The sequence below is a fragment of the Rhizobium sp. R86522 genome (assembly GCF_042466255.1).
Lineage (GTDB): Bacteria > Pseudomonadota > Alphaproteobacteria > Rhizobiales > Rhizobiaceae > Allorhizobium.
In genome coordinates, this window is sequence record NZ_JAXHBX010000001.1 from 4,172,611 (window position 1) to 4,196,857 (window position 24,247).

Genomic DNA, 24,247 nt, shown 5'->3' on the forward strand with positions numbered 1-24,247 from the left:
CTTCGCCGCACTGCGGCATTCTTGCCAATCTAGGGAAGCCACCATGACATTTAAAGCAGTGCTCCTTCATTTCGCCGTGATCCTGCTGGCCACCCTTGCCGGTCCGCGGATTGCTGCGGCCGAACCGCTCCAGCTTGTGGGCCTCGGTGACAGCCTGATGGCAGGCTATCAATTGCCTCAGGAAGACGCCTTGCCGGCCCAGCTGCAGCGAGAGCTTGTGGCCAAGGGACATGACGTCGTGATCAGCAATGCTGGCGTTTCTGGCGATACGACCTCCGGCGGGCTGTCACGCGTCGACTGGTCGGTGCCGGAGGGGACCGATGGCGTCATCCTCGAACTGGGCGCCAACGACGCCCTGCGCGGTATTCCGCCGGAGCAGACCGAGAAGAACCTGGAGCAGATCATTATCCGGCTGAAAGAGCGGGATATCCCGATCCTGCTCGTGGGTATGCTGGCGCCGCCGAATATGGGTGATGACTACGGCAAGAGGTTCAATGCGATCTATCCACGGCTTGCCGAAAAACATGATCTGCCGCTCTACCCCTTCGTGCTCGACGGTGTGATCACCGAACGCAGCCTGCTGCTCGAGGACGGGATGCACCCGAACACGGAAGGCCTGAAGCTTATGGCAGAACGCATCCTGCCTCTCGCCGAATCTTGGGTGGCAGGCATCAAGGGGCAGTCAAACTAAACGCTTGCGCCTGATGTCATTGCATGATTCGCTGTGAGCACCTGCAAAAGATTCGGGGAGCGCTCCATGCCGAGATTGTTCACTGCCCTCGAAATTCCGCGCAGCGCTGCAATGAGCCTTTCATTGCTGCGCGGTGGTCTCCCCGGGGCTCGCTGGATCGATGTGGAGAATTACCACATCACGCTGCGCTTCATCGGTGATGTGGATGGCCGAACGGCAGACGAAGTCGTCGACAGGCTCGACCGGATCGACCGCCCCGAATTCTCCCTGACCCTGAATGGTATCGGTTCCTTTGGTTCAAAGAAGCCGCATTCGATCTGGGCAGGCGTCTCTCCTGCGCCCGAACTCTTCGCGCTGCAGAGCGAGATCGAGCGCATCTGCCAGCGCATCGGCTTGCCGCCGGACCCACGCAAGTTCACCCCGCACGTGACACTTGCCCGCTTGAAGGCCTCGCGCGTCGAGGATGTCGTTCACTACCTGAGCGGCCGTGGCAACTTCCATACCATGCCATTTTGCGTTGGACGCTTCGTGCTCCTGTCGTCCCGGGAATCCGTCGGCGGCGGTCCCTATCTCACCGAGGAGATCTTCCCTCTCTACGAGACGGGTGGTTACTCGAATTTCGAGACGACCGCGCAGCAGCCCGAAAAAAGCATGCTGTAGACCCGCTCGAAATCTTCAGTTTCACCGTAGTAGGGGTCGGGCACATCTTCTTGCCTCCCGAATGCGAGCTCGGCGAAGAGATGCAGGGCAGCTGTCGCGTCCTGCGGCCGAAGCGTTTGCAGGCTTGCCAGGTTGCTTCTGTCCATCGCGACCACCAGATCGAACCGGCCGAAGTCCTGTGGCTGCACCTGACGGGCGCGCTGTCGGGAGATGTCGATCCCGTTTGCCGCCGCGGCCTTGATCGACCGGCGATCCGGCGGATTTCCGATGTGCCAGTTGCCAATTCCGGCCGAAGCGATCACGGGCTTTTCGCTGGTCCCTGCGGTGAGGTGGCGGTAGATTCCTTCCGCCAGCGGTGACCGGCAAATGTTGCCCAGGCAGACGAAGAGAATGGATGGTGCCGGCATCGGTTGATCCAGAAGGAGGGGTTTCAGCATGAAATACGAGAAACTGGATACGACGTCCATTGCAGCGCGGTTGGAGGAATTGCATGGCTGGGCGCTGGGGCGTGATGGTGCCGCGATCGAAAAACACTTCGTCTTCCGCGACTTCCGCCAGGCCTTCGGCTTCATGACGGAATGTGCTCTGGCTGCGGAAAAGCTCGATCACCACCCGGAATGGTTCAATGTCTATAAAAAGGTCGATGTGACCCTCACCACCCATTCTGCCGGCGGTGTGACGGAACTCGATTTCAAGCTCGCCGTTCTCATGGAACTGGCAGCTGCCCGGAACGGATGACGGTGATTGAAATTGCAGGCTGCCATTCACATATGATTGATCGGGTCCGAACGAAAGGATCGATGGGCTATGGATGACGTGAAGATCGGTGAGATCCTGCTTCCCGGCGACGAGGAAACCCAGGAGCGACAGGAAGCGAAGGTTCGTAGCCGTTTTTGGCCGACCTTCAAAAAGGCTGCCCGACAGATACCGTTTTCGCGGGATCTTGTGGCCGCTTACTACTGTGCCACGGATCGCGAAACGCCCTTTCGTGTCAGGGGTATCCTGTTGGCGGCTTTGGGCTATTTCGTCCTGCCGATCGATGTCGTGCCAGATATTCTCGCGGTTGTCGGCTTCACCGATGACATCGCGGTACTCACCACGGCGATCGCCCTGATCAACAGGCATATCAAGGATCGCCACTATGAGGCAGCCGACGTCGTCCTGGCGGACAAGGAGAGGCGGGCCTGAACTTTGCCCCAGGCTGCCTTGATGCCCAAAGCAGCCCAACTCTTGCCTTTTTCTTTCCTTCTACATCATCGGCAGGACCGAGGTCCCAAAACCGTTTTTTGCCGGATTTCGGGGCGCTAGACGGTATGCCGACACCGAATGTGACAACAAGGCGTGCGTCGTTCACCGTTTGGTAAGGTAAATTAAGTCAAACTGAACACAGGTTTTGACGATGAGCGCCCGGTCTTTTGGCTGGGTGATGGATGGAAACAACCGGCAGGAAGACATGTTCGTAAGAAGTAGCGTAACCGCACTGGCAATCCTCCTGGCGAGCAGCGGGCTCGCCAACGCGCAATCGCCCACGCGAATCGAGCAGTTCAGGGCCTGGGGTGCCTACTCCTACAAGTCGAATGGCGGCACCGTGTGCTACGTGCTTTCCGTTCCGACGGCCAAGGAGCCGGCGAGTGTCAATCATGGCGACATCTTCTTTGTCGTCTCGCAGCGCCCGGGTCAGAACATCTCGTATGAGCCACAGGCCATGATGGGTTACCCGATGAAGGGCGACTCCAAGGTGAATGTGACGATCGACAACAAGAATTTCGTGCTGTTCGTCAAGGACAGCTCGGCATGGGTCGAAAACGCAGCCGAAGAACCGGCACTCGTTGCCGCCATGAAGGGCGGTTCGACCATGACCGTCAAGGCGACGTCGGCTCGTGGCACGGCCACAAGCTACACCTACTCGCTTTCGGGGATCTCTGCCGCGCTGCAGAAGATCGAGAACTGCAGGTAAGCCTGCATTGCATGTTTGGTTTGGGGAAGGCCGGCGCAACATCGCCGGCCTCCCTCATTTCTGCATGACCGCCCTTCGTGAGGTCGGGGTGACGGAAGGCAAAAAAGCTGCTATTGGCCGCTGCAAATGAAAGCGATGGGGCCGTTCCCCTGTTCGCAAGGTCCACGAATCCATATCTGCCAGCCGGGAAAGCGCTCCATCCGAGCGTCCTTGTCCTGTGGTCCAGAGGTCCAGACGATGACTGTCACCGTGACGCTTCCAGAGCGTAGCCAGACTGCGGCCCCGCTTCGCCCGGCCGCTTCCCTTGAGAAACCGAGCCTCATCGGCCTCGATCGTGAAGCCTTGGGCGTTGCTCTGCGGGACAAGGGTGTGCCCGAGAAGCAGATCAAGATGCGCGTGGCGCAGATCTGGAACTGGCTCTACGTTCGCGGCATCTCCGACTTCGATCACATGGCGAATGTCTCCAAGGACATGCGTGAAATGCTGAAGACGCATTTCACGATCGCGCGCCCGGAAATTGTCGAGGAGCAGGTGTCCAACGACGGCACTCGCAAGTGGCTGCTGCGCTTTCCTCCGCGCGGTGCCGGCCGTCCGGTCGAGGTGGAAAGCGTCTATATCCCGGAAGAAGGACGCGGTACGCTCTGTATCTCGAGCCAGGTCGGCTGCACGCTGACCTGTTCCTTCTGTCACACCGGCACCCAGAAGCTGGTGCGCAACCTGACGGCCGAGGAAATTCTCTCGCAGCTTCTGCTTGCCCGTGACCGTCTCGGCGATTTCCCGGACCGTGAAATTCCCGTCGGCACGATGATGCCGTCGAGCGATCGCAAGATCACCAATATCGTCATGATGGGCATGGGCGAGCCGCTCTACAATTTCGAAGAGGTGAAGAAGGCGCTACTGATCGCGACTGATGGCGATGGCCTGTCACTGTCCAAGCGTCGCGTCACGCTGTCGACTTCCGGCGTCGTACCGGAGATCTACCGGACCGGCGAAGAGATCGGCGTGATGCTGGCGATCTCGTTGCATGCCGTGCGCGATGAGCTCCGCGACATGCTGGTACCGATCAACAAGAAGTATCCGCTGAAGGAGCTGATCGAAGCCTGTCGCAACTATCCGGGCTTGTCGAATGCCCGCCGCATCACCTTCGAATATGTGATGCTGAAGGACGTCAACGACAGCCTCGAGGATGCCAAGGGGCTGATCCAGCTCTTGAAGGGCGTTCCGGCGAAGATCAACCTGATCCCGTTCAACCCGTGGCCGGGCACCAATTACCAGTGTTCAGACTGGGCGCAGATCGAGAAATTCGCGGACTTCATCAATCAGGCGGGTTTTGCCTCGCCGATCCGCACACCGCGTGGCCGCGATATTCTTGCTGCCTGTGGTCAGCTGAAATCGGAATCGGAGCGCATGCGCAAGACCGAGCGTCTGGCGTTTGAAGCGATGATGATCGCCAATCACGGCGAAGACGACGATTGAGGGTGAGGCGGGACGGTTGTCCCGCTTTCGATCCTACTTGGCCTGCGTCATGAAGATCTTCACCGCGAAGATCGAGAAGACGCCGGCGAAGGTATAGTCGATGCCACGCAGCACCTTGCGGTTCGTCTGCAGCCAGCTCGACATGAAATCCGCTCCATAGACGATGCCGACGCCGATCGGCAGCGACAGGATGATAGACCACATGCCGAGGAAGATAAGCTTGCCCGTCACGTTTGGGTCGGTGGCGGTGACGAATTGCGGCAGGAAGGTCATGAAGAAGATGATGACCTTGGGGTTCAGGAGATTGACCCAGAGCCCGTTCAGGAAGGCGCCCTTCTTCGAGACGACCGCATCACCATCCGCCTTGATGACGAAGTTCGAGCCGTGCCTGACAGCCTGCAGAGCGAGCCAGAGCAGATAGGCAGCTCCCCCGGTCTTCAGGAGCATAAATGCCGTCGGCGAGGCGACAATGAGGGCCGAAATGCCGAAGGCGACCAGCATGGTGTGGATCGAGATCCCGAAGCTGGTTCCGGCGAGCGTCATCAGGCCAATCGTCCGACCGTCGCGTAGGGAGCGGCTGATCCACAGCGTCATGTCGGGACCGGGCGTGATCGCTAGCAGCAGAAGTGCAAGACTGAAGGCAAGAAAGACGGGAAGGCTCGGGATAAAATCCATTGATGTCACCGTATGACGAAGCACCCGCGACCTGCGGGTGCTCAATCCATAACGGCCTTCAGCGAGCTTGCCAATCAGCCCTTGGGAACGGACAGGTAGGTCTTGAAGGCGTCGGCGTAGTCCGGATGCCAGCGCGAGAGCGGCGGGCGGTTTTCGATGATATCGCCGGCGGCCCAGGCGATGCGCTTCTCGTCCAGGGCGCGGTTCACATCGTTATCCGGGCAGAGGATGTAGAAGTCGCCTCTGACAAGGCTTTCCAGCATGAACTCGACCGTCTCTTCCGGCGTCCATGCGCCGGACGGCTTTTCGGTGCGGCCATTCGCCGTCAGACCCGTGAAGACGAAACCGGGGATCAGAAGATGGGCAGTGACATTGCAGTCCGGGGTATTGCGCAGCTCGTGCTGAAGCGCTTCGGTGAAAGTTTTCACGCCGGCCTTCGAGACATTGTAGGCCGGATCACCCGGGGGCGTCGTGATGCCCTGCTTGGACCCCGTATTGATGATGAGTGCCGGATCCTTGTGGGCGACCATGCCCGGGCCGAAGGTGCGGGTGCCATTGATGATGGCCATCAGGTTGACGCCGAGCACATTGTCCCAGTTGGCCTGCGGCCCAAAGAGGCTGCTGCCCGGCTGGATACCGGCATTGTTCATCAGCACATGCACGCGTCCGAAACGCTGGATAACGGCGCGCTCCAGCGCTTCGAGTTCATCCAGTTTCGAGACGTCCGTGCCGATTGCGACGACATCCGTGTCACCACTTGCGGAAAGTGCTGCAACCTCTAGGGCTGCCGCGGCCAACTGGTCGCCTTCGAGGTCAACCAGAACGACGCAGAGGCCCATGCCAGCAAACGCCTTGGCGGTGGCGAGGCCGATGCCCGAGGCGGCGCCGGTGATGACGGCGACATGACCTTTCACGAACGCTGGATGTGGGATCGTCATGGCGAACTCCTTCAGAACCTGTAGTGTTGTGGCTGGTCGCGATATGGTACCCTTCCCGGACATCGTCAACGTGACAGCGCTCGATGGAGGCAATGCTGCCCATGAACAAGGTTACGACCGTCACGGTCTCGGGGGAACTGGCGGAGTTCATCGAAGCCAAAATTTCTGCTGGAGATTATGCCTCGGAAGCCGAGGTCATTGAGGCCGCCCTCGCATTGCTGCGCGATGAGGTGGATGGACTTGCCGCTATCCAGGCTGCTATCGATGAGGGTGAGGCCTCTAGTCAGCCGCAGCCGTTTGACTTTGATGAGTTCATCGATCGCAAGCGTCGCCGCTCCGCCGCCGAATGAAGCCCCTGATTGTTTCGCCGCGGGCTGCTCACGACCTCGACGCGCTCTTCGACTACACCGAAGAGCGTTGGGGTTTGGATCAGGCGATTGCATACGCGCTTGGGACCAGGCGCAACCTTCAAGAAATCTGCGAGGGACGACGCTATGGCCGGAAAATTCCCGGACTTAGGTAAGCCTATCTCAGCGTAGCGTATCAATCCCACTACCTCGTTTATCGAGAGACGTCGCATTCCATAGTGCTGATCCGGATCCTTCACCGGCGCATGAATATCGGTCGCCATCTCTGACCCAGTTGCCTCCCGCCCTTGCACGCCAGCGGAATCTCGCTAAAAGTGCCGCCATTCTTGATCCAGGCGGGGTCTGAGCCTCGCTCCTTCCAGACGGAACATCGACATGGCACTCCCCAAAGACGTGAAGAAAGTCGTCCTCGCCTATTCTGGCGGTCTCGACACCTCGATCATCCTGAAATGGCTCCAGACCGAACTCGGTGCTGAAGTCGTGACCTTCACCGCCGATCTCGGCCAGGGTGAAGAGCTCGAGCCGGCCCGCAAGAAGGCCGAGATGCTCGGTATCAAGGAGATCTTCATTGAGGACGTGCGCGAAGAGTTCGTGCGCGATTTCGTCTTCCCGATGTTCCGTGCCAATGCCGTCTATGAAGGCGTCTACCTGCTCGGCACTTCGATCGCCCGTCCGCTGATCTCCAAGCACCTGATCGACATCGCCAAGAAGACCGGCGCAGACGCCATCGCCCACGGCGCGACCGGCAAGGGCAATGACCAGGTTCGTTTCGAACTCTCGGCCTATGCGCTGAACCCCGACATCAAGATCATCGCACCCTGGCGCGACTGGGCGTTCAAGAGCCGCACCGATCTGCTCGCCTTCGCCGAGCAGAACCAGATCCCGGTTGCCAAGGACAAGAAGGGCGAAGCGCCGTTCTCGGTTGACGCCAACCTCCTGCATTCCTCGTCCGAGGGCAAGGTTCTGGAAGATCCGTCCGTCGAAGCGCCGGAATACGTGCATATGCGCACGATCTCGCCGGAAGCCGCACCGGACAAGGCCACGATCATCAAGGTCGGCTTCGAAAAAGGTGATGCAGTCTCGATCAACGGCGTTCGCATGAGCCCGGCAACGCTGCTCGCCGCACTCAACGACTACGGCCGTGACAACGGTATCGGCCGTCTCGACCTCGTTGAGAACCGCTTCGTCGGTATGAAGTCGCGCGGCGTCTACGAGACCCCCGGCGGCACGATCCTTCTTTCGGCACACCGTGCGATCGAATCGATCACGCTCGACCGTGGTGCAGCCCACCTCAAGGACGAGATCATGCCGCGTTACGCCGAGCTGATCTATTACGGCTTCTGGTTCTCGCCGGAGCGCGAAATGCTGCAGGCTCTCATCGACAAGAGCCAGGAGCATGTCGAAGGCGAAGTGACGCTGAAGCTCTACAAGGGCAATGTCATGGTCATCGGCCGTGAATCGGCGAAGTCGCTCTATTCCGACCAGCTCGTTACCTTCGAAGACGACCAGGGCGCCTACGACCAGAAGGACGCCGCCGGCTTCATCAAGCTGAACGCGCTTCGGCTGCGCACGCTCGCCAAGCGCAATCTCGGCAAATAAGCCAGTTCAGGCATTCAAGATCGCCCGTCTCCCCCTCGGGGGAGGCGGGCTTTTTCATGCCTTGCGTTCGAGGTGGCGGAGCCAGAAGAAACCGGCGACAGCGCTCAGCTCCATGAAGGGTATGATGATGCCGAAGGCGGTCAAGGGATCACCGATCGAGGCGGCTGCCACGCCGCCCGCAAAGCCCGCGCTCATCTGCAGGAAGCCTGTTAATGCAGATGCCGATCCCGCAATATGCGGGAAGGGAGCCATGCTCGTCATCACGACATGGGGGCTCAGGAAGGCCAGACCGAAGGTGCAGACGGCCACCGGGGCCATGACGGAAAGGAAGAAGGGCGGCACGAACGCGACCGAAAGCGCCATGATGACAGCGCCGCTGCCGCAGAGGGCTATGCCGATCCGCGACGCCGTAAGCCCCGAAATCCTTCGGGAGACGAGTTTCAGGGTGAGCGATCCTGCGAGGTATGCGCCTGATTGCATCAGCATGCCCAAACCAAACGCGGTCGGTGTCAGGCCGACCTCGTTGATCAGGACGAAGGGCAACATGGTCGACTGCGCATAGAGCGCGCCGATAGTGCCACTCAGGACGAGCGATGCTGCGAGGAATCGGGCATTGCGGGCGACCTCCAGGTAGTTGCGCATCAACTGGGCGGGTCGAAGGCGTCCGAGATCCGGAACGATCGTTTCTTTCAGCAGCAGCACGGTAAAGCCTACGGCCATGGCGCCGAACCCCACCATCAGCAGGAACACCGCATTCCAGCCGAAGGCCGCCAACGTCAAGCCGCCAAGGGTCGGCCCCATGGCCGGCCCAACGGCGAGAAAGATACCGATGGTGTTGAGGATCCGGGCGGCATCCGCGCCGGTGTAGAGGTCTCGAACGATCGCGCGCCCGACGACAACGCCGACGGAAGCACCGATGCCCTGAACGAGGCGCGCGGCGAGGATGAACTCGACGCTGGGGGCCAGCGTCGCGAGAAGTGATCCAACGAGATAGATAGCCAGAAAGATCAACGTCGCCTTCTTGCGTCCGAGCGCATCAGCGAGGGGGCCTGCGACCAGCTGGGCAAGCGCGAACCCGGCGAAGAACATCGAGAGGCTGAGTTTGATTGCTGCATCGGTCGTGCCGAAGGCGCGTACCAGCTCTGGCATGGCCGGTGTGTAGATGGCCATGGAGATTGGGCCGAGCGTGGTCAGGAAAGCACCGAGGAAGGTGGTGCGACGCTCGCTCATGCGCATCGGTGTCATCAGAACTCGTCCGGAATCAAGAAGAAAGGCGCCACTGCGGCGCCTCCTGCTGATGACTTAGTGCGATTGTGGTCCGGGATCGAGTGCCAATTGTCGCTTCCTGCGCGATCAGGTCGATTTCGAAAAGAAATCCAGAACCTTCGAATAGGAGCCCGCCATGTCCATGTCGCCGATCATCTCGGCAAGCGACTGCTGTGTCCGGTAGTATTCCGCATAGTCGAAATGGGAGTCGTCGGTCAGTGTGGACAGATCCATCATCTTGCCGTTGCGATCGACGATCTGCAAGGGCAGCTCCGTCGAGAGTTCGCGATAGGTGTCGGCGTCGATCTCTTCCCGCTGAAAGCTCTCCGACGCAATCTCGCGCAAGCGGCGGGGCGTCATGCTGGCGAAGACCGACAACGCCTCTTCGAAAACCTCGGTTTCTTTCGAGACCGCTACCTTCGGCGAAAGCTCAGGTAGGCCGACATTGGATTGCGGGCTGCTTTCTTTGACGCGAAGGGAGGATGCGCCTACCGGTTGGATCGGAAAGATTTCCATGGCCGTGACCGTCCTTTCATAGGATATATCGATCTATGTTCTTATTCGAAACTACGTCAATCAGCGCCTGAACCCGTGGTGGAAAAATTCTGCCTTGTTCACCGATTTTTGCGTGCTCACCCATATGTTGCCGGGATAACATGGAGGAAAATCAGTGCTTCGCTCCTTTGCAGCGCGAAGCTTCAGGAGGTTTTCGCATGGTCCAGTCGTCTGTTTTCAATCCCGCCGTCACCGAGTGGCAGGGGCCGCATGGCCTGCCGCAGTTCGAGAAGGTTGGCGACAACGACTATGCGCCGGCCTTTGACGCGGCGCTGAAAGAGCACGACGCAGAAATCGATGCGATCGCGAACAATCCTGAACCGGTGACTTTCGCGAACACGATCGTTGCGCTGGAAATCGCGGGCGACGCGCTCTCCCGTGTGTCGGCCCTGTTCTGGAACCGTGCCGGTGCCCATACCAATCCCGACATCCAGGCTCTGGAGCGCGAGATCGCGCCGAAGATGTCGCGCCACTATTCGAAGATCGGCATGAACGCGGCGCTGTTCCGCCGCATCGATGACCTCTGGACACGCCAGGCGGATCTCGGGCTGACGGTTGAGCAGACCCGCGTTCTGGAACGCCACTGGAAGGGCTTCGTGAAAGCGGGTGCCAAGTTGCCGAAGGCCGAGCAGGAGCGTCTGGCGGCGATCAACGAAAGGCTCGCGAGCCTCGGTGCCAGTTTCGGCCAGAACGTCCTCGCCGACGAATCGTCGTGGACCCTGCCGCTTGTCGGCGAGGAGGATCTCGCTGGTATCCCCGCCTTCCTGCGCGATGCCATGGCGTCTGCGGCTGCCGCCCATGGCGGCGGACACAGCCATGTGGTGACACTGTCGCGGTCGATCATCGAGCCCTTCCTCACCTTCTCCGAACGTCGCGACCTGCGCGAGATCGCCTTCAAGGCCTGGACCTCGCGCGGCATCAATGGCGGGGCAACGGACAACCGGGAAATCGTCAAGGAAACCCTGGCTCTCAGGGCAGAGAAGGCGGCTCTGCTCGGCTACAAGGACTTTGCCTCCTACAAGCTCGACAACACGATGGCGAAGACACCGGAAGCGGTGAACGGTCTCCTGATGCAGGTCTGGGAAAAGGCAGTCTCTCAGGCGCGCGCCGAAGAGGCCGAGCTTGCCGCCTTGATTGCTGAAGAGGGAAAGAACCACGAGGTCGCGCCGTGGGACTGGCGCCACTTTGCCGAAAAGCTTCGGGCGAAGAAGTTCGATTTTTCCGAAACTGAACTGAAGCCCTATCTGCAGCTCGAAAAGATCATCGAGGCCTGCTTCGACGTCGCGGGCCGCATCTTCGGCATCCGCGCCGTGCCGCTTGCCAATGTCGTTGGCTATCATCCGGATGTGCGGGTCTTCGAGATCCGCGACCGGAACGACAAGCTGGTGGCGCTTTTCCTCGGTGACTATTTCGCCCGTTCATCGAAGCGCTCGGGTGCCTGGATGAGCAGTTTCCAGGCGCAGCACCGGCTGCCGCTGAAGAACGGCCGCCAGGGTGAGCTGCCGATTATCTACAATGTCTGCAATTTCGCCAAGCCCGAAGCCGGCAAACCGGCGCTGCTGTCACTCGACGATGCCCGCACACTCTTCCACGAATTCGGCCACGCCGCACATGGCATGCTGTCGGATGTCACCTATCCTTCCGTCTCCGGCACGGGCGTATCGCGCGACTTCGTCGAACTGCCGTCGCAGCTCTACGAACACTGGCTGACGGTGCCGCAAATCCTCAAGACCTATGCGGTCCACTACCAGACCGGCGAACCGATGCCGCAGGCCTTGCTCGACAAGGTGCTCGCCGCCCGAACCTTCAATGCGGGCTTCAACACCGTCGAATTCACCTCGTCGGCGCTGGTCGATATGGCCTTCCACACGCGCGGGGCGGTCGAAGACCCGATTGCGGTGCAGGCCGAGGTACTCGAGAAGATCGGCATGCCCGCTTCGATCGTCATGCGCCACGCCACGCCGCACTTCCAGCACGTCTTTTCGGGCGACGGCTACTCGGCCGGCTACTATTCCTACATGTGGTCGGAAGTGCTCGACGCCGACGCCTTCGCGGCCTTCGAGGAGACCGGCAATCCCTTCGATCCGGAGATGGCATCGAAGCTCAAGACCCACATTTATGCCTCGGGTGGATCGGTCGATCCGGAGGATGCCTACAAGGCATTCCGCGGCAAGCTGCCAAGCCCGGAGGCGATGCTGAAGAAGAAAGGGCTTGCCGCTTAAGGCTTGCAGTGCACCCGAAATTTGCCGTCGGCGGTAACCATCGCCGGCGCATCGGGCGTTTCCCCCTTTCGCAAATGCAAAAAACAAGGTATGAGCGCGCCAAAGTAAATCGGCGCCACTCTCCCGTATTGCGCCCCAGCTATCAGAGATCACAAACATGAAAATGCGCAACATCGCGATTATCGCGCACGTCGACCATGGAAAAACGACCCTTGTGGACGAGCTTCTGAAGCAGTCGGGGTCTTTCCGTGAGAACCAGCGCACCGCCGAGCGCATGATGGATTCGAACGACCTCGAAAAGGAACGTGGCATCACGATCCTGGCCAAGGCGACTTCGATCGAGTGGAAGGGTCACCGCATCAACATCGTCGATACGCCCGGTCACGCCGACTTCGGCGGTGAAGTTGAGCGTATCCTCTCGATGGTGGACGGCGCGATCGTTCTGGTCGACTCCTCGGAAGGCCCGATGCCGCAGACCAAGTTCGTCGTCGGCAAGGCGCTGAAGGTCGGTCTTCGCCCGATCGTCGCGATCAACAAGATCGACCGCCCGGACGGCCGCCACGAAGAAGTCATCAACGAAGTCTTCGACCTCTTCGCCAATCTCGATGCGACCGACGATCAGCTCGACTTCCCGATCCTGTACGGCTCTGGTCGCGATGGCTGGATGAACGTGAACCCGGAAGGTCCGAAGGATGCCGGTCTCGCGCCGCTTCTCGACCTCGTGCTCGAGCATGTTCCGGAGCCTAACGTCGAAGAAGGCCCGTTCCGCATGATCGGAACGCTTCTCGAAGCCAACCCCTTCCTCGGTCGCATCATCACCGGTCGTATCGCTTCCGGCTCGATCAAGCCGAACCAGGCTGTCAAGGTTCTCGCCCAGGATGGCAAGACCGTTGAAACCGGCCGTATTTCGAAGATCCTCGCGTTCCGCGGCATCGAGCGCCAGCCGATCGAAGAAGCCCATGCTGGTGACATCGTCGCCATCGCCGGCCTTTCGAAGGGCACGGTTGCTGATACGTTCTGCGATCCGTCGATCACCGAAGCCATGACGGCACAGCCGATCGATCCGCCGACCGTCACCATGTCCTTCCTCGTCAATGACAGCCCGCTTGCCGGCACGGAAGGTGACAAGGTCACGAGCCGCGTCATCCGCGATCGCCTGTTCAAGGAAGCTGAAGGCAATGTCGCCTTGAAGATCGAAGAATCCGACGGCAAGGATTCCTTCTTCGTGTCGGGCCGTGGCGAATTGCAGCTCGCCGTTCTCATTGAGACCATGCGTCGCGAAGGCTTCGAGCTTGCCGTTTCGCGTCCGCGCGTCGTCATGCACAAGGACGAGAGCGGCCAGACCATGGAGCCGATCGAAGAAGTCGTGATCGACGTCGATGAAGAGCATTCCGGTGTCGTCGTTCAGAAGATGTCCGAGCGCAAGGCCGAGATGGTCGAGCTTCGCCCGTCCGGCGGCAGCCGCGTTCGTCTGCGCTTCTACGCACCGACCCGTGGCCTGATCGGCTACCAGTCGGAACTCCTGACCGATACGCGCGGCACGGCGATCATGAACCGCCTGTTCCACGACTACCAGCCTTACAAGGGTGCGATCACCGGTCGCGTCAACGGCGTTCTGCTGTCCAACCAGTCGGGTGAAGCTGTTGCCTACGCGATGTTCAACCTGGAAGACCGCGGCCCGATGATCATCGAGCCAGGTGAAAAGGTTTATGCCGGCATGATCATCGGCATCCACACGCGTGACAACGACCTCGAAGTCAACGTTCTCAAGGGCAAGCAGTTGACCAACATCCGCTCTGCCGGCAAGGACGAAGCCGTCAAGCTGACCCCGCCGATCCGCATGACGCTCGATCGTGCGCTCTCCTGGATCCAGGACGACGAGCTGATGGAAGTCACGCCGAAGTCGATCCGCCTGCGCAAGATGTTCCTCGATGCGAACGATCGCAAGCGCATGGAAAAGTCCAAGGCTGCCATCTGAGGCGCAAGTCTCTGAAAACATGTTTCGTTTTGAAACCCCGGTCTAAAAGGCCGGGGTTTTGTTTGTGCATCCTCCGCCTTCCGCCTTGCGAGTAATCTTAAAAAAGCGTTAAATTTTCTCGTTGGGCCGATGCAGGTCCAGGCTCCGCGTCTCATCAGGGGGCGCGCCAGAGTGGGTTTACGTTATGAAGACGTTGTCGATCGACATGCGCTTGGCAGGCCCCGGTGACGCCGCCGCGATCGCGGATGCTCATCGCAATGCCTGGATGCACGCCTATTCCGGTATCATTCCCTATCGTGCGCTGACCCGTATGGTCGAGCGCCGCGGCGAAAGCTGGTGGCGAAAGGCGACGCGTGGTCCCGCCACGATCCTTGTTGCCGAAGTGGCGGGGCAAGTCGCAGGTTATGCTTCCCTCGGCTACAACAGAGCGCGCGTCTTGCCGCATGAGGGCGAGATCTATGAGTTGTATCTCCGGCCCGAATATCAGGGTATCGGGCTCGGTTACCAGCTGTTCCACGAGGCGCGGCGGATTTTGAGATCGCTGGGCTGCAACGGCATGGTCGTCTGGTGCCTTGAAGACAGCGAGATTGCCGCAAATTTCTTCCGGACGAACGGCGGTACGGATGCCGTCGAGGGGATGGAAGACTTCGACGACGTGCACCTCAAGAAGCTTGGCTTCATCTGGAACTGACCGCGTTTGCCTCAGTCAACGACGTAACCCTCGGGCCAACTGAAGGTGCGCTCACTGGTCAGGTCGCCGCGCTTGCCATACCATTCCGGTGGCTGCATGCCGCAGTCGAAAGTGTCAGCAATATCGTCTGCCACCTGTCTGGCCACCCTGTTGGCGTCGGCGGTCGCCTTCGCATCCACCATCCCGACGAAGCAGGAGCCCGGATAGGCTGCCGTTCCGACCCGAGAAATGACAAGAACCTGGCCTGTGCTTTCCGGGCTGGGTGATCCGCTGGGTCCCGGGTTTTCGATGAACCAGCGCAGGATTGCCGCCACCGGCGTGCCCGCCCCATTGAGTTGCCACTCGATCTTCGTATTGACCCGGTTGAAGGCAGAAAAGCTCTCGAAGGCGCCCTCGATGAGTTCCCGATCGACCTTGCCGAAGATCACGCTCTGCCGAAGGTCGCCCTCCTTGAAGTAGACGGGAAACTCGCCGTAACCATTGCACTTCAGCGATACGCCTATCGGGTCCTCTGCCAATGTCTCACAGGTATCGAGGTCAAGATCCGTATAGCTGCTGTCGTTTGCGGGAGCGGGGCTCGCAAGTGTCAGGACGGTCAGAAGCGACAGGCCCGCCATCACTCCATTCTTCTTGTTCATGCTGTCTGCACTCCCCGTCTTTTGGCGTCGTGCCCGGTGACCTGCGACTCAGCCGAAAGCCGTGTTGCATTGCGCCATAATTCGCATTAGGTAGCGCAGGAATTCAACACTCTACGGGGTCCAATAATATGCGTATTGATGCAATTGCCATCGGCAAGAACCCGCCGGAAGACATCAACGTCATCGTCGAAGTTCCTGTCGGCGGCCAGCCGATCAAGTATGAGATGGACAAGGACGCCGGCACGCTGGTCGTCGACCGCTTCCTCTACACCCCGATGACCTATCCGGGCAATTACGGCTTCGTACCGCACACGCTCTGCAAGGACGGCGACCCGCTCGACGTTCTGATCTGCAACACGCGCCCGCTCGTTCCGGGCTGCGTCATCAATGTTCGCCCGATCGGCGTGATGATGATGGAAGACGATGGCGGCATGGACGAGAAGATCCTCGCCGTGCCGGTACCGAAGCTGACGCGTCGCTATGACAAGATCACCAACTACACGGATCTTCCGGAAATCACGCTGAAGCAGATCCAGCACTTCTTCGAGCACTACAAGGATCTGGAGCCCGGCAAGTGGGTCAAGATCGGCGACTGGATGGATGTCGATGCTGCCAAGCAAATCATTCTGGACTCGATCCAGCGCGCCAAGGACGAAGGCAAGTAAGTTCTCAGGCGGACGCGAGAGCGTCTAGCTGCGATTTCAAATCCTCCGGGTCGCCCTCGATCCGGAGGATTTTTTGTCTTGAGGTTTCGCCGGAGACGACTGTTATAGTCGATTTCGGGACCTTCAAGGATTTTGAGAGCAGGGCGATGAGGGCCTTGTTGGCCTTGCCCTTTTCGGGCACGGCGGTCACGCGGGCCTTCAGATGTGACTGGCCGTCGGCGGAAACTTCCACCCCGTCAAACGCATCGCGCCCGCCGTTCGGTGTCAGCCGGACGGCGAGCAGGAGATGGTCATGGCCAAGACGGTAGGGGCTTGTCACGCCACCAGCGGGTAGATGCTGTTCCAGAGGAAGGAACGCAGGAAGAAGATGATCAACAGCAGGACAATCGGCGAAATGTCGATACCGCCGAGATCCGGCATGAAGCGGCGGATCGGGCGGAGGGCCGGTTCGGTGACGTTGTGGAGGAATTGTCCAAGCGTCGCCACGAATTGATTGCTGGAGTTGATCACGTTGAAGGCGTAGAGCCAGGAGAAGATCGCACTGCCGATCAGAATCCAGGTAAAGATGCTCAGGGCAAGGTCGATCGTCTGAAACAGTGCGTACATTCAGGTCTCCATTTCTCGGTTGACAGTGATGTAGACATTGGCGACTTAACGGACAAGTGGATGGGGCCCACGCAATCCGAATCATGTTTAACGGCGGGCCTGTCCGCAGCTTAAGGTCACTTCGATGCACCCGTCCTCGGCCGATGATCGTTTCGCCGCGTTTCGGCATTCCTCCTACACGCGTTTCTTCTTTGCCCGCTTCCTGGGAGCCTTCGCCACCCAGATCCTCAGCGTCTCCGTCGGCTGGCAGATGTATGACATGACGGGCAATGTCTTTTATCTCGGTCTGATCGGTCTGGTGCAATTCCTGCCGTCACTGCTCCTGATCCTCGTCACCGGTTCCGTCGCCGACCGCTATAACCGCCGGGCCATCGTCTCGATCTGCATGATCGTCAGCGCCATCTGCGCCGGAGCGCTGCTTGGGCTGACCATCGCCGATGCCTTCGAGCCGACGATCGTATTTGCCATCCTCGTCGTTTTCGGCATCGAGCGCGCCTTTGCAGCGCCCGCCGTGCAGTCGCTTGCGCCCAACCTGGTGCCGCAGAAGGATCTCTCCAACGCGGTCGCCTGGAATTCGTCCTCCTGGCAGACAGCGTCGATCGTCGGCCCCGTGGCCGGTGGTCTGCTCTACGGAGCGAGCCCTGTTGTCGCTTATTCCGTGTCCTTTGCTTTCTTCGCGGCCGCGGCCATCCTGGTTTTCCTGGTCAAGCGTCCGCCGCAGCGGAAGTCGGAGAAGGCCGTCAGCCTCGACACCCTGTTTGCTGGCTTCCGTTTCATCTTCGGTGAGAAGGTGGTGCTGGGTGCGATCTCGCTCGACCTCTTCGCGGTCCTGCTCGGCGGAGCCGTGGCGCTGATGCCGGTCTTTGCGCGTGACATTCTCGATCTCGGCCCCTGGGGGCTCGGTCTCCTGCGCGCCGCACCCGGGATCGGCGCCATCATCGTTGCCATCGCGCTGGCGACCTTCCCGATCCGTCACAATGCCGGGATCTTTATGTTCATCGGTGTTGCGCTGTTCGGGGCCGGCACGATCGTCTTTGGCTTGTCCGAATATGCGTGGCTTTCGATCCTCGCCTTGATGCTGATGGGTGCCGCCGACATGGCGTCCGTCTATGTGCGTGAGACGCTGATCGCTCTCTGGACTCCAGACGAGGTGCGTGGCCGGGTCAATGCCGTCAACATGGTCTTTGTCGGAGCTTCCAACGAGCTCGGCGAATTCCGCGCCGGCACCATGGCGCATTTCATCGGGCCTGTGCCAGCTGTCGTGATCGGTGGTTTCGGCACGCTCGCCGTTGCGGCCGTCTGGGCGCTCGGTTTCCCGCAGCTGCGCAAGATCGACAGTCTCGAAGTGCCGGAGCGTCAGGAGGCGCGCTGATCACGCTCGAAGATCAGGTCGAGGAAATCCGACAGCCAGGCGCGCAAGGGGGCGTCGAAGATCATCCGGCCTTCCAGATGTTCCCGGCCTTGCTGGGCATTCGGTAGCACGAATCGATGTGCACCATGGACGACCCAGCGGTGCATCATGGCGCGGGTCAGTTCGGCATGGAACTGCACGGCCCAGGCGTTTTCGCCATAGCGGAAGGCCTGGTTCGGGTAGATGTCGCCGCTCGCGAGCAATTTTGCACCATTGGGCAGGCTGAAACCCTCGCGATGGAAGTGATAGACCATCTTCGGCCAATGCATCAGCAGGCGGCCATGCTCCGTCGGCCGGATCGGATACCAGCCGATCTCGGTGCGTTCCTCGCGGTCGGCCTCCACCTTGCCGCCGAGATGGCGGACCAGCATCTGGGCGCCGAGGCAGATGCCGAGGAACGGCTTGTTTTCCTTGAGCGGTACATCGAGCCAGTTGATTTCGGTCTTGATGTAATCGTCGGGATCATTGGCGCTCATTGGCCCGCCGAAGACGACCGCGCCAGCGTGGTTCCTCAGGCTCATCGGCAAGTCTTCGCCGAGCACCGGGCGGCGGATGTCCAGCGGGTAACCCTTTTCTTCCAGCATCTGGCCGACCCGGCCGGGGCTGGAACGTTCCTGATGCAGGACGATCAGGACAGGCAGCTTGCGATCGCGCGAACGCGACCGTTCCTCACGTGGCATCGTCGATTGCTCCAAGACCCGCACGTTCGGCTGCTTCCTGCCGCTGGACGATGCGTTCACGCCCGGAGACACCGAGCAGATCGGCAACCCGCCAGATCGCGTGGTCTTCCATTTCGCTGCGGGTGCCATCGGCATAGACAATGTCCCAGAGGATGCCCACGAGGTGCTGGCGCTCATCTTCATTCAGCTGGCGCTTCAGCTCTGTGGTGAAGCGATAGTAGTCGACCGCCTCGCTTTCCGCGTCCTGACCGGCTTCGATCAAGGCGTCGAGGGCGCTATCTTCAAGCCCGTATTCTTCTTTCAGGATTTCCCGCAGTTTCATCCGCTCGGTATCGCGCACGACGCCGTCTGCCTCCATGACCTGAAGACAGAGGGCAGCGACGGCGATCCGGGGATCGTCGGGGGCGAAGACCGCCTTGGGGCGGTCCTGCATCACGGATTGGAAGAAGGCTTGCAAGCGGTCGAGCATGCGGATCCCGTCAGAAGAGTTTCAGGCGCGTTTTGGCTTCGGGTGCGGCGAGCGCCGGATCCTTGACCCCGGGGTCATCGGGCGGCCGGCCGAAGAATGGCTCGACCACAGCTGGCTCCTGCGCAGCGGCAGTGGCCTCTCTGGATGCGATCACCGCAGGTTTCTCCGGCTTTGTCGCTTTGGCCGGAGGTGCCTCCGGTTCGATTGCTTTTGCTTGAGGCTCGGCATCGATCACCCGGGCTTCCGGTTGCACGATTTTCGGCTTTGCCGTCTCGAACTGAGGTTCGGGCTGCGCAGGCGCTTCGGTCCTTGCAACAGGTGGCAGGGAGGCAAGTGCCTTTTCACCTTCGGAGACGCTGCCTTCTTCGATCGGGCCGGCCAGTTGGTCGAAGGGTGTCTTCCATTCGAAGGCATCGAGACGACCGGTGACCGGCGAGATCGGCATCCAGCGTTCAGAGACATGGCCGTCGGCCACCCAGGCGGGGTCGCGCGGTGCCTTCAGGGCCTGGCCCATCCAATGGCGGATACGGCCCTGATCGCCGGTTTCGGCCTCTTCAATATCCGCAAGGAGCAGATAGACCCGTTCGCGCGAAGCGATACGGGCAGCAGCTTCCGCCTTTGTCCGAGCCTTCTTGAAATCCTGGGCATCGAGCGCTGCCTCGGCGACAACAAGCAACGACTCGTAATTGTTCGGCTTCAGGGCCTCAAGCTTCTCCGCCTTCTTGAGACGGTCCACGGCGCTGTCACCGCTGCGCGCCCGCACATAGGCCCGGGCAATTTCCGGGTGCGGTTCGATCTTCCAGACCTGTTCCAGCGTGTGTGACGCCTTGCGGAGGTTGTCTTCGCGCATATAGGCCTTGGCGGCCACGATCGCGGCCGGGACGAGACCCTTGGCGAGCTTCAGTGCCTTCAACGCGCTGTCGCGTGCGCCCGCCGGTTCGGCTTCGAGCTGGTCCTCGGCCTTTGCGGTCAAAAGCACGGCCTTCAGGCGTTCGGCCTCGTGGCGTTCCAGGACATGGGCGATCTTCTGCTGGTCGAGCAGTCGGATCGCATCGTCCCAGTGCCCGGCGCGGCAGCGGTGTTCGAGCGTCGCCTTGGCCGCCCAGGGCAGGTAGGGGGCAGCTTCCGCTGCGGTTTCGGCATATTGCCGAGCTGCCTCATGGGCCCCCAGACGATTTGCCTCGACATAAAGGCCGCGTAAGCCCAGCTCTCGGGTCTCCGGATCTTCGGACATCTCCTGGAACAGCCGGCGGGCCTCGTCATGGCGGCCTTCGATCAGAGCGGCCTGGGCATCCAGCACGCGGATCAGGGGCTCCTGATCAGCGCGTATCAGGCTTCGGGCGCGGGCGCTCATCTTGCGGGCCAGGATCGCGTTTCCAGCACCTGCGGCAATCAGACCGGTGGAGAGCGCCTGATAGCCGCGGTCGCGCTTGCGGGCGCGGAAGAAGCGGCGAACCGAGTGGGGCGAAGTCCAGAGCGTGCGCAGCAGCCACCAGGTCACCATGATCACGGCGACGAGCCCGACGAGCGCCGTCACGGCGACTATGAGATCGGTATTGTACTGCTGACCTTCCCAGATCAGCGAGATTTCACCGGGACGATCCGCGATCCAGGAGAAGCCGAAGCCGAGCGCCAGGATGAAACCGAAGAAGAAGAGGACCTTGAGGATGGTTGTCATGCGTCAGCCTCCGTTTCCGGCCACGGTCTGAGACAGCGCCGCGGCTACCCGCTCCTCGGCCTCGATCCGGTTCTTCAGAGTTGTCGCAAACTCCGATGAGGCCGCCTTGCCGGCTTCAGGCAGTGTTTCCCATTCCAGGGCCGCGCCCTTGAGGTCGCCATTCTGCAGCTTGTTTTCAACGCGGGCGACGATGGCCTCCGGCGTATCGCCCTCTACATTGCCGACGGGCCTCACCTTGACCAGCGAGCGGGCGCTCGCCATCAGGCGATCGGTCCAGCCTTCGCCTTGCTCCGGCTGGTGGATGGCGGCGAGGATCTCTTCCGCCACCTGGTTGAACTGCCGTGTCAGATCCGATCGAGACGGTACGCCGTTGCTTGCAAGCGGTGTGAGTGCGGCAACCGCCGGATCCTCGGGCGAAACGCTTTTCAAGGCGTCGAGCTCCGACAGGAACGGGCCGCCGCGATCGATTGCGGTCTTCAAACCGGAAAGGGCGATGGCACGCGCCATTTCAACGTCGCTGCGTGGTTCGTCCAGCTTGCGCTCGGCTTCATCAAGTCGCGTGGCGCTCTGGTCGAGCGCCTGCTTGTTGCTGGCGATTTCCGCACGCAGGGACTCGATCGCCTGTTCAGCAGCGACCAGCTGCGTCTTGAGTGCTTCGACAGCGGCGGCATCGGCGGTCGGCTCGGAGCCCGCATTGGCGACGCTGGTTTCAAGCGCTGTTATCCGCTCGGCAAGTGCAGGGTCGGTGGCGGGCGCCGCGGGTTGTGCCGCCAGGCGCGCGACTTCGGCCTTCAACGCGTCAAGCTCTGCCGTGTCCACGGCTGGAGCCTGGACCGCCTGTTCCGGGCCCAGGCCGGGAACGATCCCGGCATATTGCATGCTGCCGGCCAGAGCGAGTGCCACGAGGCCGCCGAAGATGCCGGAGGCAACCAGGGTCGAGGTCGGAGGGGACTGGCGAACCGGTTCCCGGCTGGTGGTTGTCTCGCTTTTCGCTGCCGTTTCAGCACGCGTTTCCGTGTCATCGACAGGGGCGGTTTCAGCCGTCGGCTCCGGCGTGGGCGTCCAGGGATCTGCTGGCGTTTCAGCCGGAGCGTCGTTCGAAGCCGTGTTACTTGCGGTCGGCTCGTCCGCGACGGCAGACGAGGCAGGGGCATCCGATGGCAGAGCATCGGCCTCGGCATTGCCGGAATCCGCGGCGGACTTGGTTTCCTCAGCGGTCAGGTCGATTGTCACCGGATCATCGGTGGCTTTCGATCGACGGGGTGGCTTTCCGGAAACCATGGCAACCTCTTCATTTCGCGCGTGTGATTAAACCTAGTCAGTCCTCAAGGCGAAGGGAAGGCCCGAGGTTCCATTTCACGCGGCACTGCATCAAAGCAGAAGAAGGAGCAGATCCTCGCGAGGTTCCATAGGCCAACGGCTTCTGGCGTGAAAATCTGCCGGCAGGGTGTCTGCAATCTTTTCACTCAGGCAGAGAAAGCGTGTCCGCGGCCAGTCGAGCACTTCGCTCGTTCGTTCGTGCAGCTCCCCGAGACGCCTTGCCGTTTCGGAGGAGTAGACCAGAATTGCTTCCGGCATCGGGGTGAGCTTGTCGATTACCGCGGTGCCGGGATAGGTGGACGGAACCATCCGGTAACATTCTCGTACGTCCACCATGCGTCCCGCCTCTCGCAGCTTGGCTTCGAAGTCTGGAGAGCGTGGAGTTCCCGTCAAATAGAGGATCGATGCGCCCGGATGTTGGTCCGACTTCGCGATGAGCAGTCCAGCCAGGGAGTGTCCGTCACCGTCGGCAACCGAAACATCCTTGAAACCGGCCTCTCTTGCTGCTCGGGCCGTGGCGCGACCGACGGCGAAGAGGGGCAGGGCGAGGAAGAGGCGTCTTGCATCGTCCGGAAGCGTTTTCAGCACGCGCATCGCTTCGGCACTGGTCACGGCAAGGAAACCTGCGTCGGGCGCGGGAGGGGCGGCGAGTGCCTCGGGCTGTTGCATCGCCTGCATCAGGGGCAGGAGCACGGGCTCATGACCACGGCGTTCGAGTTCGGCGGCGGTTCTGGCCGAGGCCGGCTCCGGACGCGTCACGAGAACGCGCATGCCTCAATTCCAGCTATCGAAGAAGTCGCTGCCGGCCTTGCTGCGAACTGTGCCGCCGGCTCTCGCGCCGAGTACGGCAGCCTCTGTCCGGCTTCCCTCGATCTCCACGTCATGCCAGCGGCTGCCGTCGGGCGTCAGGATCATGCCGGCAAAGCGGATTGCGTCGCCCTGCACCGTTGCAAGGCCTGCAATCGGCGTGCGGCAGGAGCCATCCAGGGCGCCGAGAAAGGCGCGTTCGCAGCTGACCGCATCGAAGGTGTCGTGATGATTGATCGCTTCGAGCAGGTCGTTGACCCTTGCATCGCCGATGCGGCTCTCGATGCAAATCGCGCCCTGGGCCGGTGCCGGGGGAAAGTCGTTCGGGTCGAGCAGTTCGGTCGGGATCTCGGGCTTGCCGAGACGGCGGAGACCCGCATAGGCGAGGAGCGTCGCATCCACTTCGCCATCGGCAAGCTTGCGCAGGCGGGTGTCGACCAGGCCGCGGAAGGTGATGACTTTGATATCGGGGCGGATGCGGCGGATGAGGGCCTGGCGGCGCAGCGAGGACGATCCGACGGTCGCCCCTTCCGGAAGTTGCTTCAGCGTCGGAGCCGTGCGGCCAACGACGGCGTCGCGGACATCCTCGCGCGGCAGGAAAGCCGAGAGGAAAAGCCCTTCCGGCAGCTTGGTCGGCATGTCCTTTGAGGAATGCACCGCGAAATCGAGATCGCCGGAGAGAAGTTGATCCTCCAGCTCCTCGGTGAACAGTCCCTTGCCGCCGATTTCGGACAGCGCACGATCTGTGATCCGGTCGCCCTTCGTCGAGAGTACCACGATCTCGAACATCTCCTCCGGTAGCCCATGGGCGACCATGAGGCGCGCGCGTGTCTCCGAAGCCTGGGCGAGAGCGAGCGGGCTGCCCCGCGTGCCGATGCGGAAAGGTTTTGTTTGCAT

Annotated in this window: 28 protein-coding genes; 14 read left to right on the plus strand and 14 right to left on the minus strand. The window is 60.9% G+C overall.

Translation table 11 applies throughout. The features are described 5' to 3' along the window. Positions 1-43 precede the first annotated feature (43 nt). A complete protein-coding gene (locus SJY08_RS20130) occupies positions 44-691 on the plus strand; it encodes an arylesterase (protein WP_300888601.1) in 648 nt (215 codons plus the stop codon). 66 nt (positions 692-757) lie between these two features. Then, the gene (gene thpR / locus SJY08_RS20135; protein ID WP_054150352.1) at positions 758-1,351 is read left to right on the plus strand and encodes an RNA 2',3'-cyclic phosphodiesterase; all 594 of its coding nucleotides are present in this window, start codon (positions 758-760) and stop codon (positions 1,349-1,351) included. Here thpR and SJY08_RS20140 read toward each other — a convergent pair. Then, a complete protein-coding gene (locus SJY08_RS20140; protein ID WP_377277842.1) occupies positions 1,300-1,758 on the minus strand; it encodes a low molecular weight protein-tyrosine-phosphatase in 459 nt (152 codons plus the stop codon). The two genes, thpR and SJY08_RS20140, sit on opposite strands and share 52 nt — an antisense overlap. 28 nt (positions 1,759-1,786) lie before the next feature. On the opposite strand from SJY08_RS20140, the gene SJY08_RS20145 reads away from it, so the two are divergent. The 4 genes from SJY08_RS20145 to rlmN all read left to right on the plus strand — a co-directional run bounded on the left by SJY08_RS20145 (position 1,787) and on the right by rlmN (position 4,784). Further along, positions 1,787-2,089: a 4a-hydroxytetrahydrobiopterin dehydratase gene (locus SJY08_RS20145; protein ID WP_300888598.1), complete on the plus strand. Its 303-nt coding sequence runs from the start codon at positions 1,787-1,789 to the stop codon at positions 2,087-2,089. Positions 2,090-2,158: 69 nt separating this feature from the next. After that, the gene (locus SJY08_RS20150; RefSeq protein WP_054150354.1) at positions 2,159-2,539 is read left to right on the plus strand and encodes a YkvA family protein; all 381 of its coding nucleotides are present in this window, start codon (positions 2,159-2,161) and stop codon (positions 2,537-2,539) included. 265 nt (positions 2,540-2,804) lie between these two features. Continuing rightward, on the plus strand, positions 2,805-3,308 hold the full coding sequence (locus SJY08_RS20155; RefSeq protein ID WP_054150436.1) for an invasion associated locus B family protein: 504 nt from the start codon (positions 2,805-2,807) through the stop codon (positions 3,306-3,308). 237 nt (positions 3,309-3,545) lie between these two features. After that, the gene (rlmN, locus tag SJY08_RS20160; RefSeq protein WP_300888597.1) at positions 3,546-4,784 is read left to right on the plus strand and encodes a 23S rRNA (adenine(2503)-C(2))-methyltransferase RlmN; all 1,239 of its coding nucleotides are present in this window, start codon (positions 3,546-3,548) and stop codon (positions 4,782-4,784) included. Between the two features lie 33 nt (positions 4,785-4,817). Here the strand turns inward: rlmN and SJY08_RS20165 are convergent, their stop codons facing one another. Together SJY08_RS20165 and SJY08_RS20170 are read right to left on the minus strand one after the other, a co-directional pair. Further along, entirely contained in the window at positions 4,818-5,459 is a 642-nt protein-coding gene (locus SJY08_RS20165) for a LysE family translocator (RefSeq protein WP_054150355.1), read from the minus strand. Positions 5,460-5,533: 74 nt separating this feature from the next. Then, complete coding sequence (locus SJY08_RS20170; protein ID WP_377277846.1) at positions 5,534-6,397, minus strand: SDR family NAD(P)-dependent oxidoreductase; 864 nt, start codon at positions 6,395-6,397, stop codon at positions 5,534-5,536. A gap of 92 nt (positions 6,398-6,489) precedes the next feature. Here SJY08_RS20170 and SJY08_RS20175 point away from each other — a divergent pair, with 92 nt between their 5' ends. From SJY08_RS20175 to SJY08_RS20185, 3 genes are all read left to right on the plus strand, one after another. Further along, positions 6,490-6,747 (plus strand): type II toxin-antitoxin system ParD family antitoxin, encoded by a 258-nt coding sequence (locus tag SJY08_RS20175; RefSeq protein WP_377277848.1) that lies wholly within the window; start codon positions 6,490-6,492, stop codon positions 6,745-6,747. Next, complete coding sequence (locus tag SJY08_RS20180; protein ID WP_377277850.1) at positions 6,744-6,920, plus strand: type II toxin-antitoxin system RelE/ParE family toxin; 177 nt, start codon at positions 6,744-6,746, stop codon at positions 6,918-6,920. The genes SJY08_RS20175 and SJY08_RS20180 overlap by 4 nt, the downstream gene beginning before the upstream one ends. A 220-nt stretch (positions 6,921-7,140) precedes the next feature. Beyond that, positions 7,141-8,364: an argininosuccinate synthase gene (locus tag SJY08_RS20185; protein WP_377277852.1), complete on the plus strand. Its 1,224-nt coding sequence runs from the start codon at positions 7,141-7,143 to the stop codon at positions 8,362-8,364. 54 nt (positions 8,365-8,418) lie between these two features. On the opposite strand, the gene SJY08_RS20190 is transcribed toward SJY08_RS20185, so the two are convergent. Both SJY08_RS20190 and SJY08_RS20195 read right to left on the minus strand, forming a co-directional pair. Next, positions 8,419-9,609, minus strand: coding sequence for a multidrug effflux MFS transporter (locus tag SJY08_RS20190; RefSeq protein WP_377277854.1), 1,191 nt, complete (start codon positions 9,607-9,609; stop codon positions 8,419-8,421). A 108-nt stretch (positions 9,610-9,717) separates the two neighbouring features. After that, complete coding sequence (locus SJY08_RS20195) at positions 9,718-10,146, minus strand: hypothetical protein (protein ID WP_153763217.1); 429 nt, start codon at positions 10,144-10,146, stop codon at positions 9,718-9,720. A gap of 197 nt (positions 10,147-10,343) precedes the next feature. Between SJY08_RS20195 and SJY08_RS20200 the strand changes: the two genes are divergently transcribed. The 3 genes from SJY08_RS20200 to SJY08_RS20210 all read left to right on the plus strand — a co-directional run bounded on the left by SJY08_RS20200 (position 10,344) and on the right by SJY08_RS20210 (position 15,076). Then, entirely contained in the window at positions 10,344-12,407 is a 2,064-nt protein-coding gene (locus SJY08_RS20200; RefSeq protein ID WP_377277856.1) for a M3 family metallopeptidase, read from the plus strand. A gap of 157 nt (positions 12,408-12,564) precedes the next feature. Next, on the plus strand, positions 12,565-14,385 hold the full coding sequence (gene typA / locus SJY08_RS20205) for a translational GTPase TypA (RefSeq protein ID WP_054150361.1): 1,821 nt from the start codon (positions 12,565-12,567) through the stop codon (positions 14,383-14,385). Between the two features lie 184 nt (positions 14,386-14,569). Further along, a complete protein-coding gene (locus SJY08_RS20210) occupies positions 14,570-15,076 on the plus strand; it encodes a GNAT family N-acetyltransferase (protein ID WP_377277859.1) in 507 nt (168 codons plus the stop codon). An 11-nt stretch (positions 15,077-15,087) separates the two neighbouring features. On the opposite strand, the gene SJY08_RS20215 is transcribed toward SJY08_RS20210, so the two are convergent. Continuing rightward, positions 15,088-15,714: a hypothetical protein gene (locus tag SJY08_RS20215; RefSeq protein ID WP_377277861.1), complete on the minus strand. Its 627-nt coding sequence runs from the start codon at positions 15,712-15,714 to the stop codon at positions 15,088-15,090. Between the two features lie 128 nt (positions 15,715-15,842). Between SJY08_RS20215 and ppa the strand changes: the two genes are divergently transcribed. Next, entirely contained in the window at positions 15,843-16,379 is a 537-nt protein-coding gene (ppa, locus tag SJY08_RS20220) for an inorganic diphosphatase (protein WP_054150364.1), read from the plus strand. 4 nt (positions 16,380-16,383) lie between these two features. Here ppa and SJY08_RS20225 read toward each other — a convergent pair whose 3' ends face one another. Together SJY08_RS20225 and SJY08_RS20230 are read right to left on the minus strand one after the other, a co-directional pair. Continuing rightward, entirely contained in the window at positions 16,384-16,698 is a 315-nt protein-coding gene (locus SJY08_RS20225; protein ID WP_377277863.1) for a DUF167 domain-containing protein, read from the minus strand. After that, complete coding sequence (locus SJY08_RS20230; protein WP_377277865.1) at positions 16,695-16,985, minus strand: YggT family protein; 291 nt, start codon at positions 16,983-16,985, stop codon at positions 16,695-16,697. The genes SJY08_RS20225 and SJY08_RS20230 overlap by 4 nt, the downstream gene beginning before the upstream one ends. Positions 16,986-17,109: 124 nt before the next feature. Between SJY08_RS20230 and SJY08_RS20235 the strand changes: the two genes are divergently transcribed. Beyond that, positions 17,110-18,357 carry an MFS transporter gene (locus tag SJY08_RS20235; protein WP_054150391.1) on the plus strand — a complete coding sequence of 416 codons (1,248 nt, stop codon included), beginning with the start codon at positions 17,110-17,112 and terminating at the stop codon, positions 18,355-18,357. Here the strand turns inward: SJY08_RS20235 and SJY08_RS20240 are convergent. The 6 genes from SJY08_RS20240 to hemC form a co-directional block, all read right to left on the minus strand. Continuing rightward, positions 18,342-19,076 carry a glutamine amidotransferase gene (locus SJY08_RS20240; protein ID WP_377277867.1) on the minus strand — a complete coding sequence of 245 codons (735 nt, stop codon included), beginning with the start codon at positions 19,074-19,076 and terminating at the stop codon, positions 18,342-18,344. The genes SJY08_RS20235 and SJY08_RS20240 overlap by 16 nt on opposite strands. Further along, positions 19,066-19,545, minus strand: coding sequence for a TerB family tellurite resistance protein (locus tag SJY08_RS20245; protein ID WP_054150393.1), 480 nt, complete (start codon positions 19,543-19,545; stop codon positions 19,066-19,068). The genes SJY08_RS20240 and SJY08_RS20245 overlap by 11 nt, the downstream gene beginning before the upstream one ends. Before the next feature lie 10 nt (positions 19,546-19,555). After that, on the minus strand, positions 19,556-21,223 hold the full coding sequence (locus SJY08_RS20250; RefSeq protein ID WP_082347723.1) for a heme biosynthesis protein HemY: 1,668 nt from the start codon (positions 21,221-21,223) through the stop codon (positions 19,556-19,558). Positions 21,224-21,226: 3 nt separating this feature from the next. After that, entirely contained in the window at positions 21,227-22,504 is a 1,278-nt protein-coding gene (locus SJY08_RS20255) for a mitofilin family membrane protein (protein WP_377277870.1), read from the minus strand. Between the two features lie 90 nt (positions 22,505-22,594). Continuing rightward, positions 22,595-23,314, minus strand: coding sequence for a uroporphyrinogen-III synthase (locus SJY08_RS20260; protein WP_377277872.1), 720 nt, complete (start codon positions 23,312-23,314; stop codon positions 22,595-22,597). A 3-nt stretch (positions 23,315-23,317) separates the two neighbouring features. Further along, positions 23,318-24,247, minus strand: a complete 930-nt coding sequence (gene hemC, locus SJY08_RS20265) for a hydroxymethylbilane synthase (RefSeq protein ID WP_377277874.1) — start codon at positions 24,245-24,247, stop codon at positions 23,318-23,320.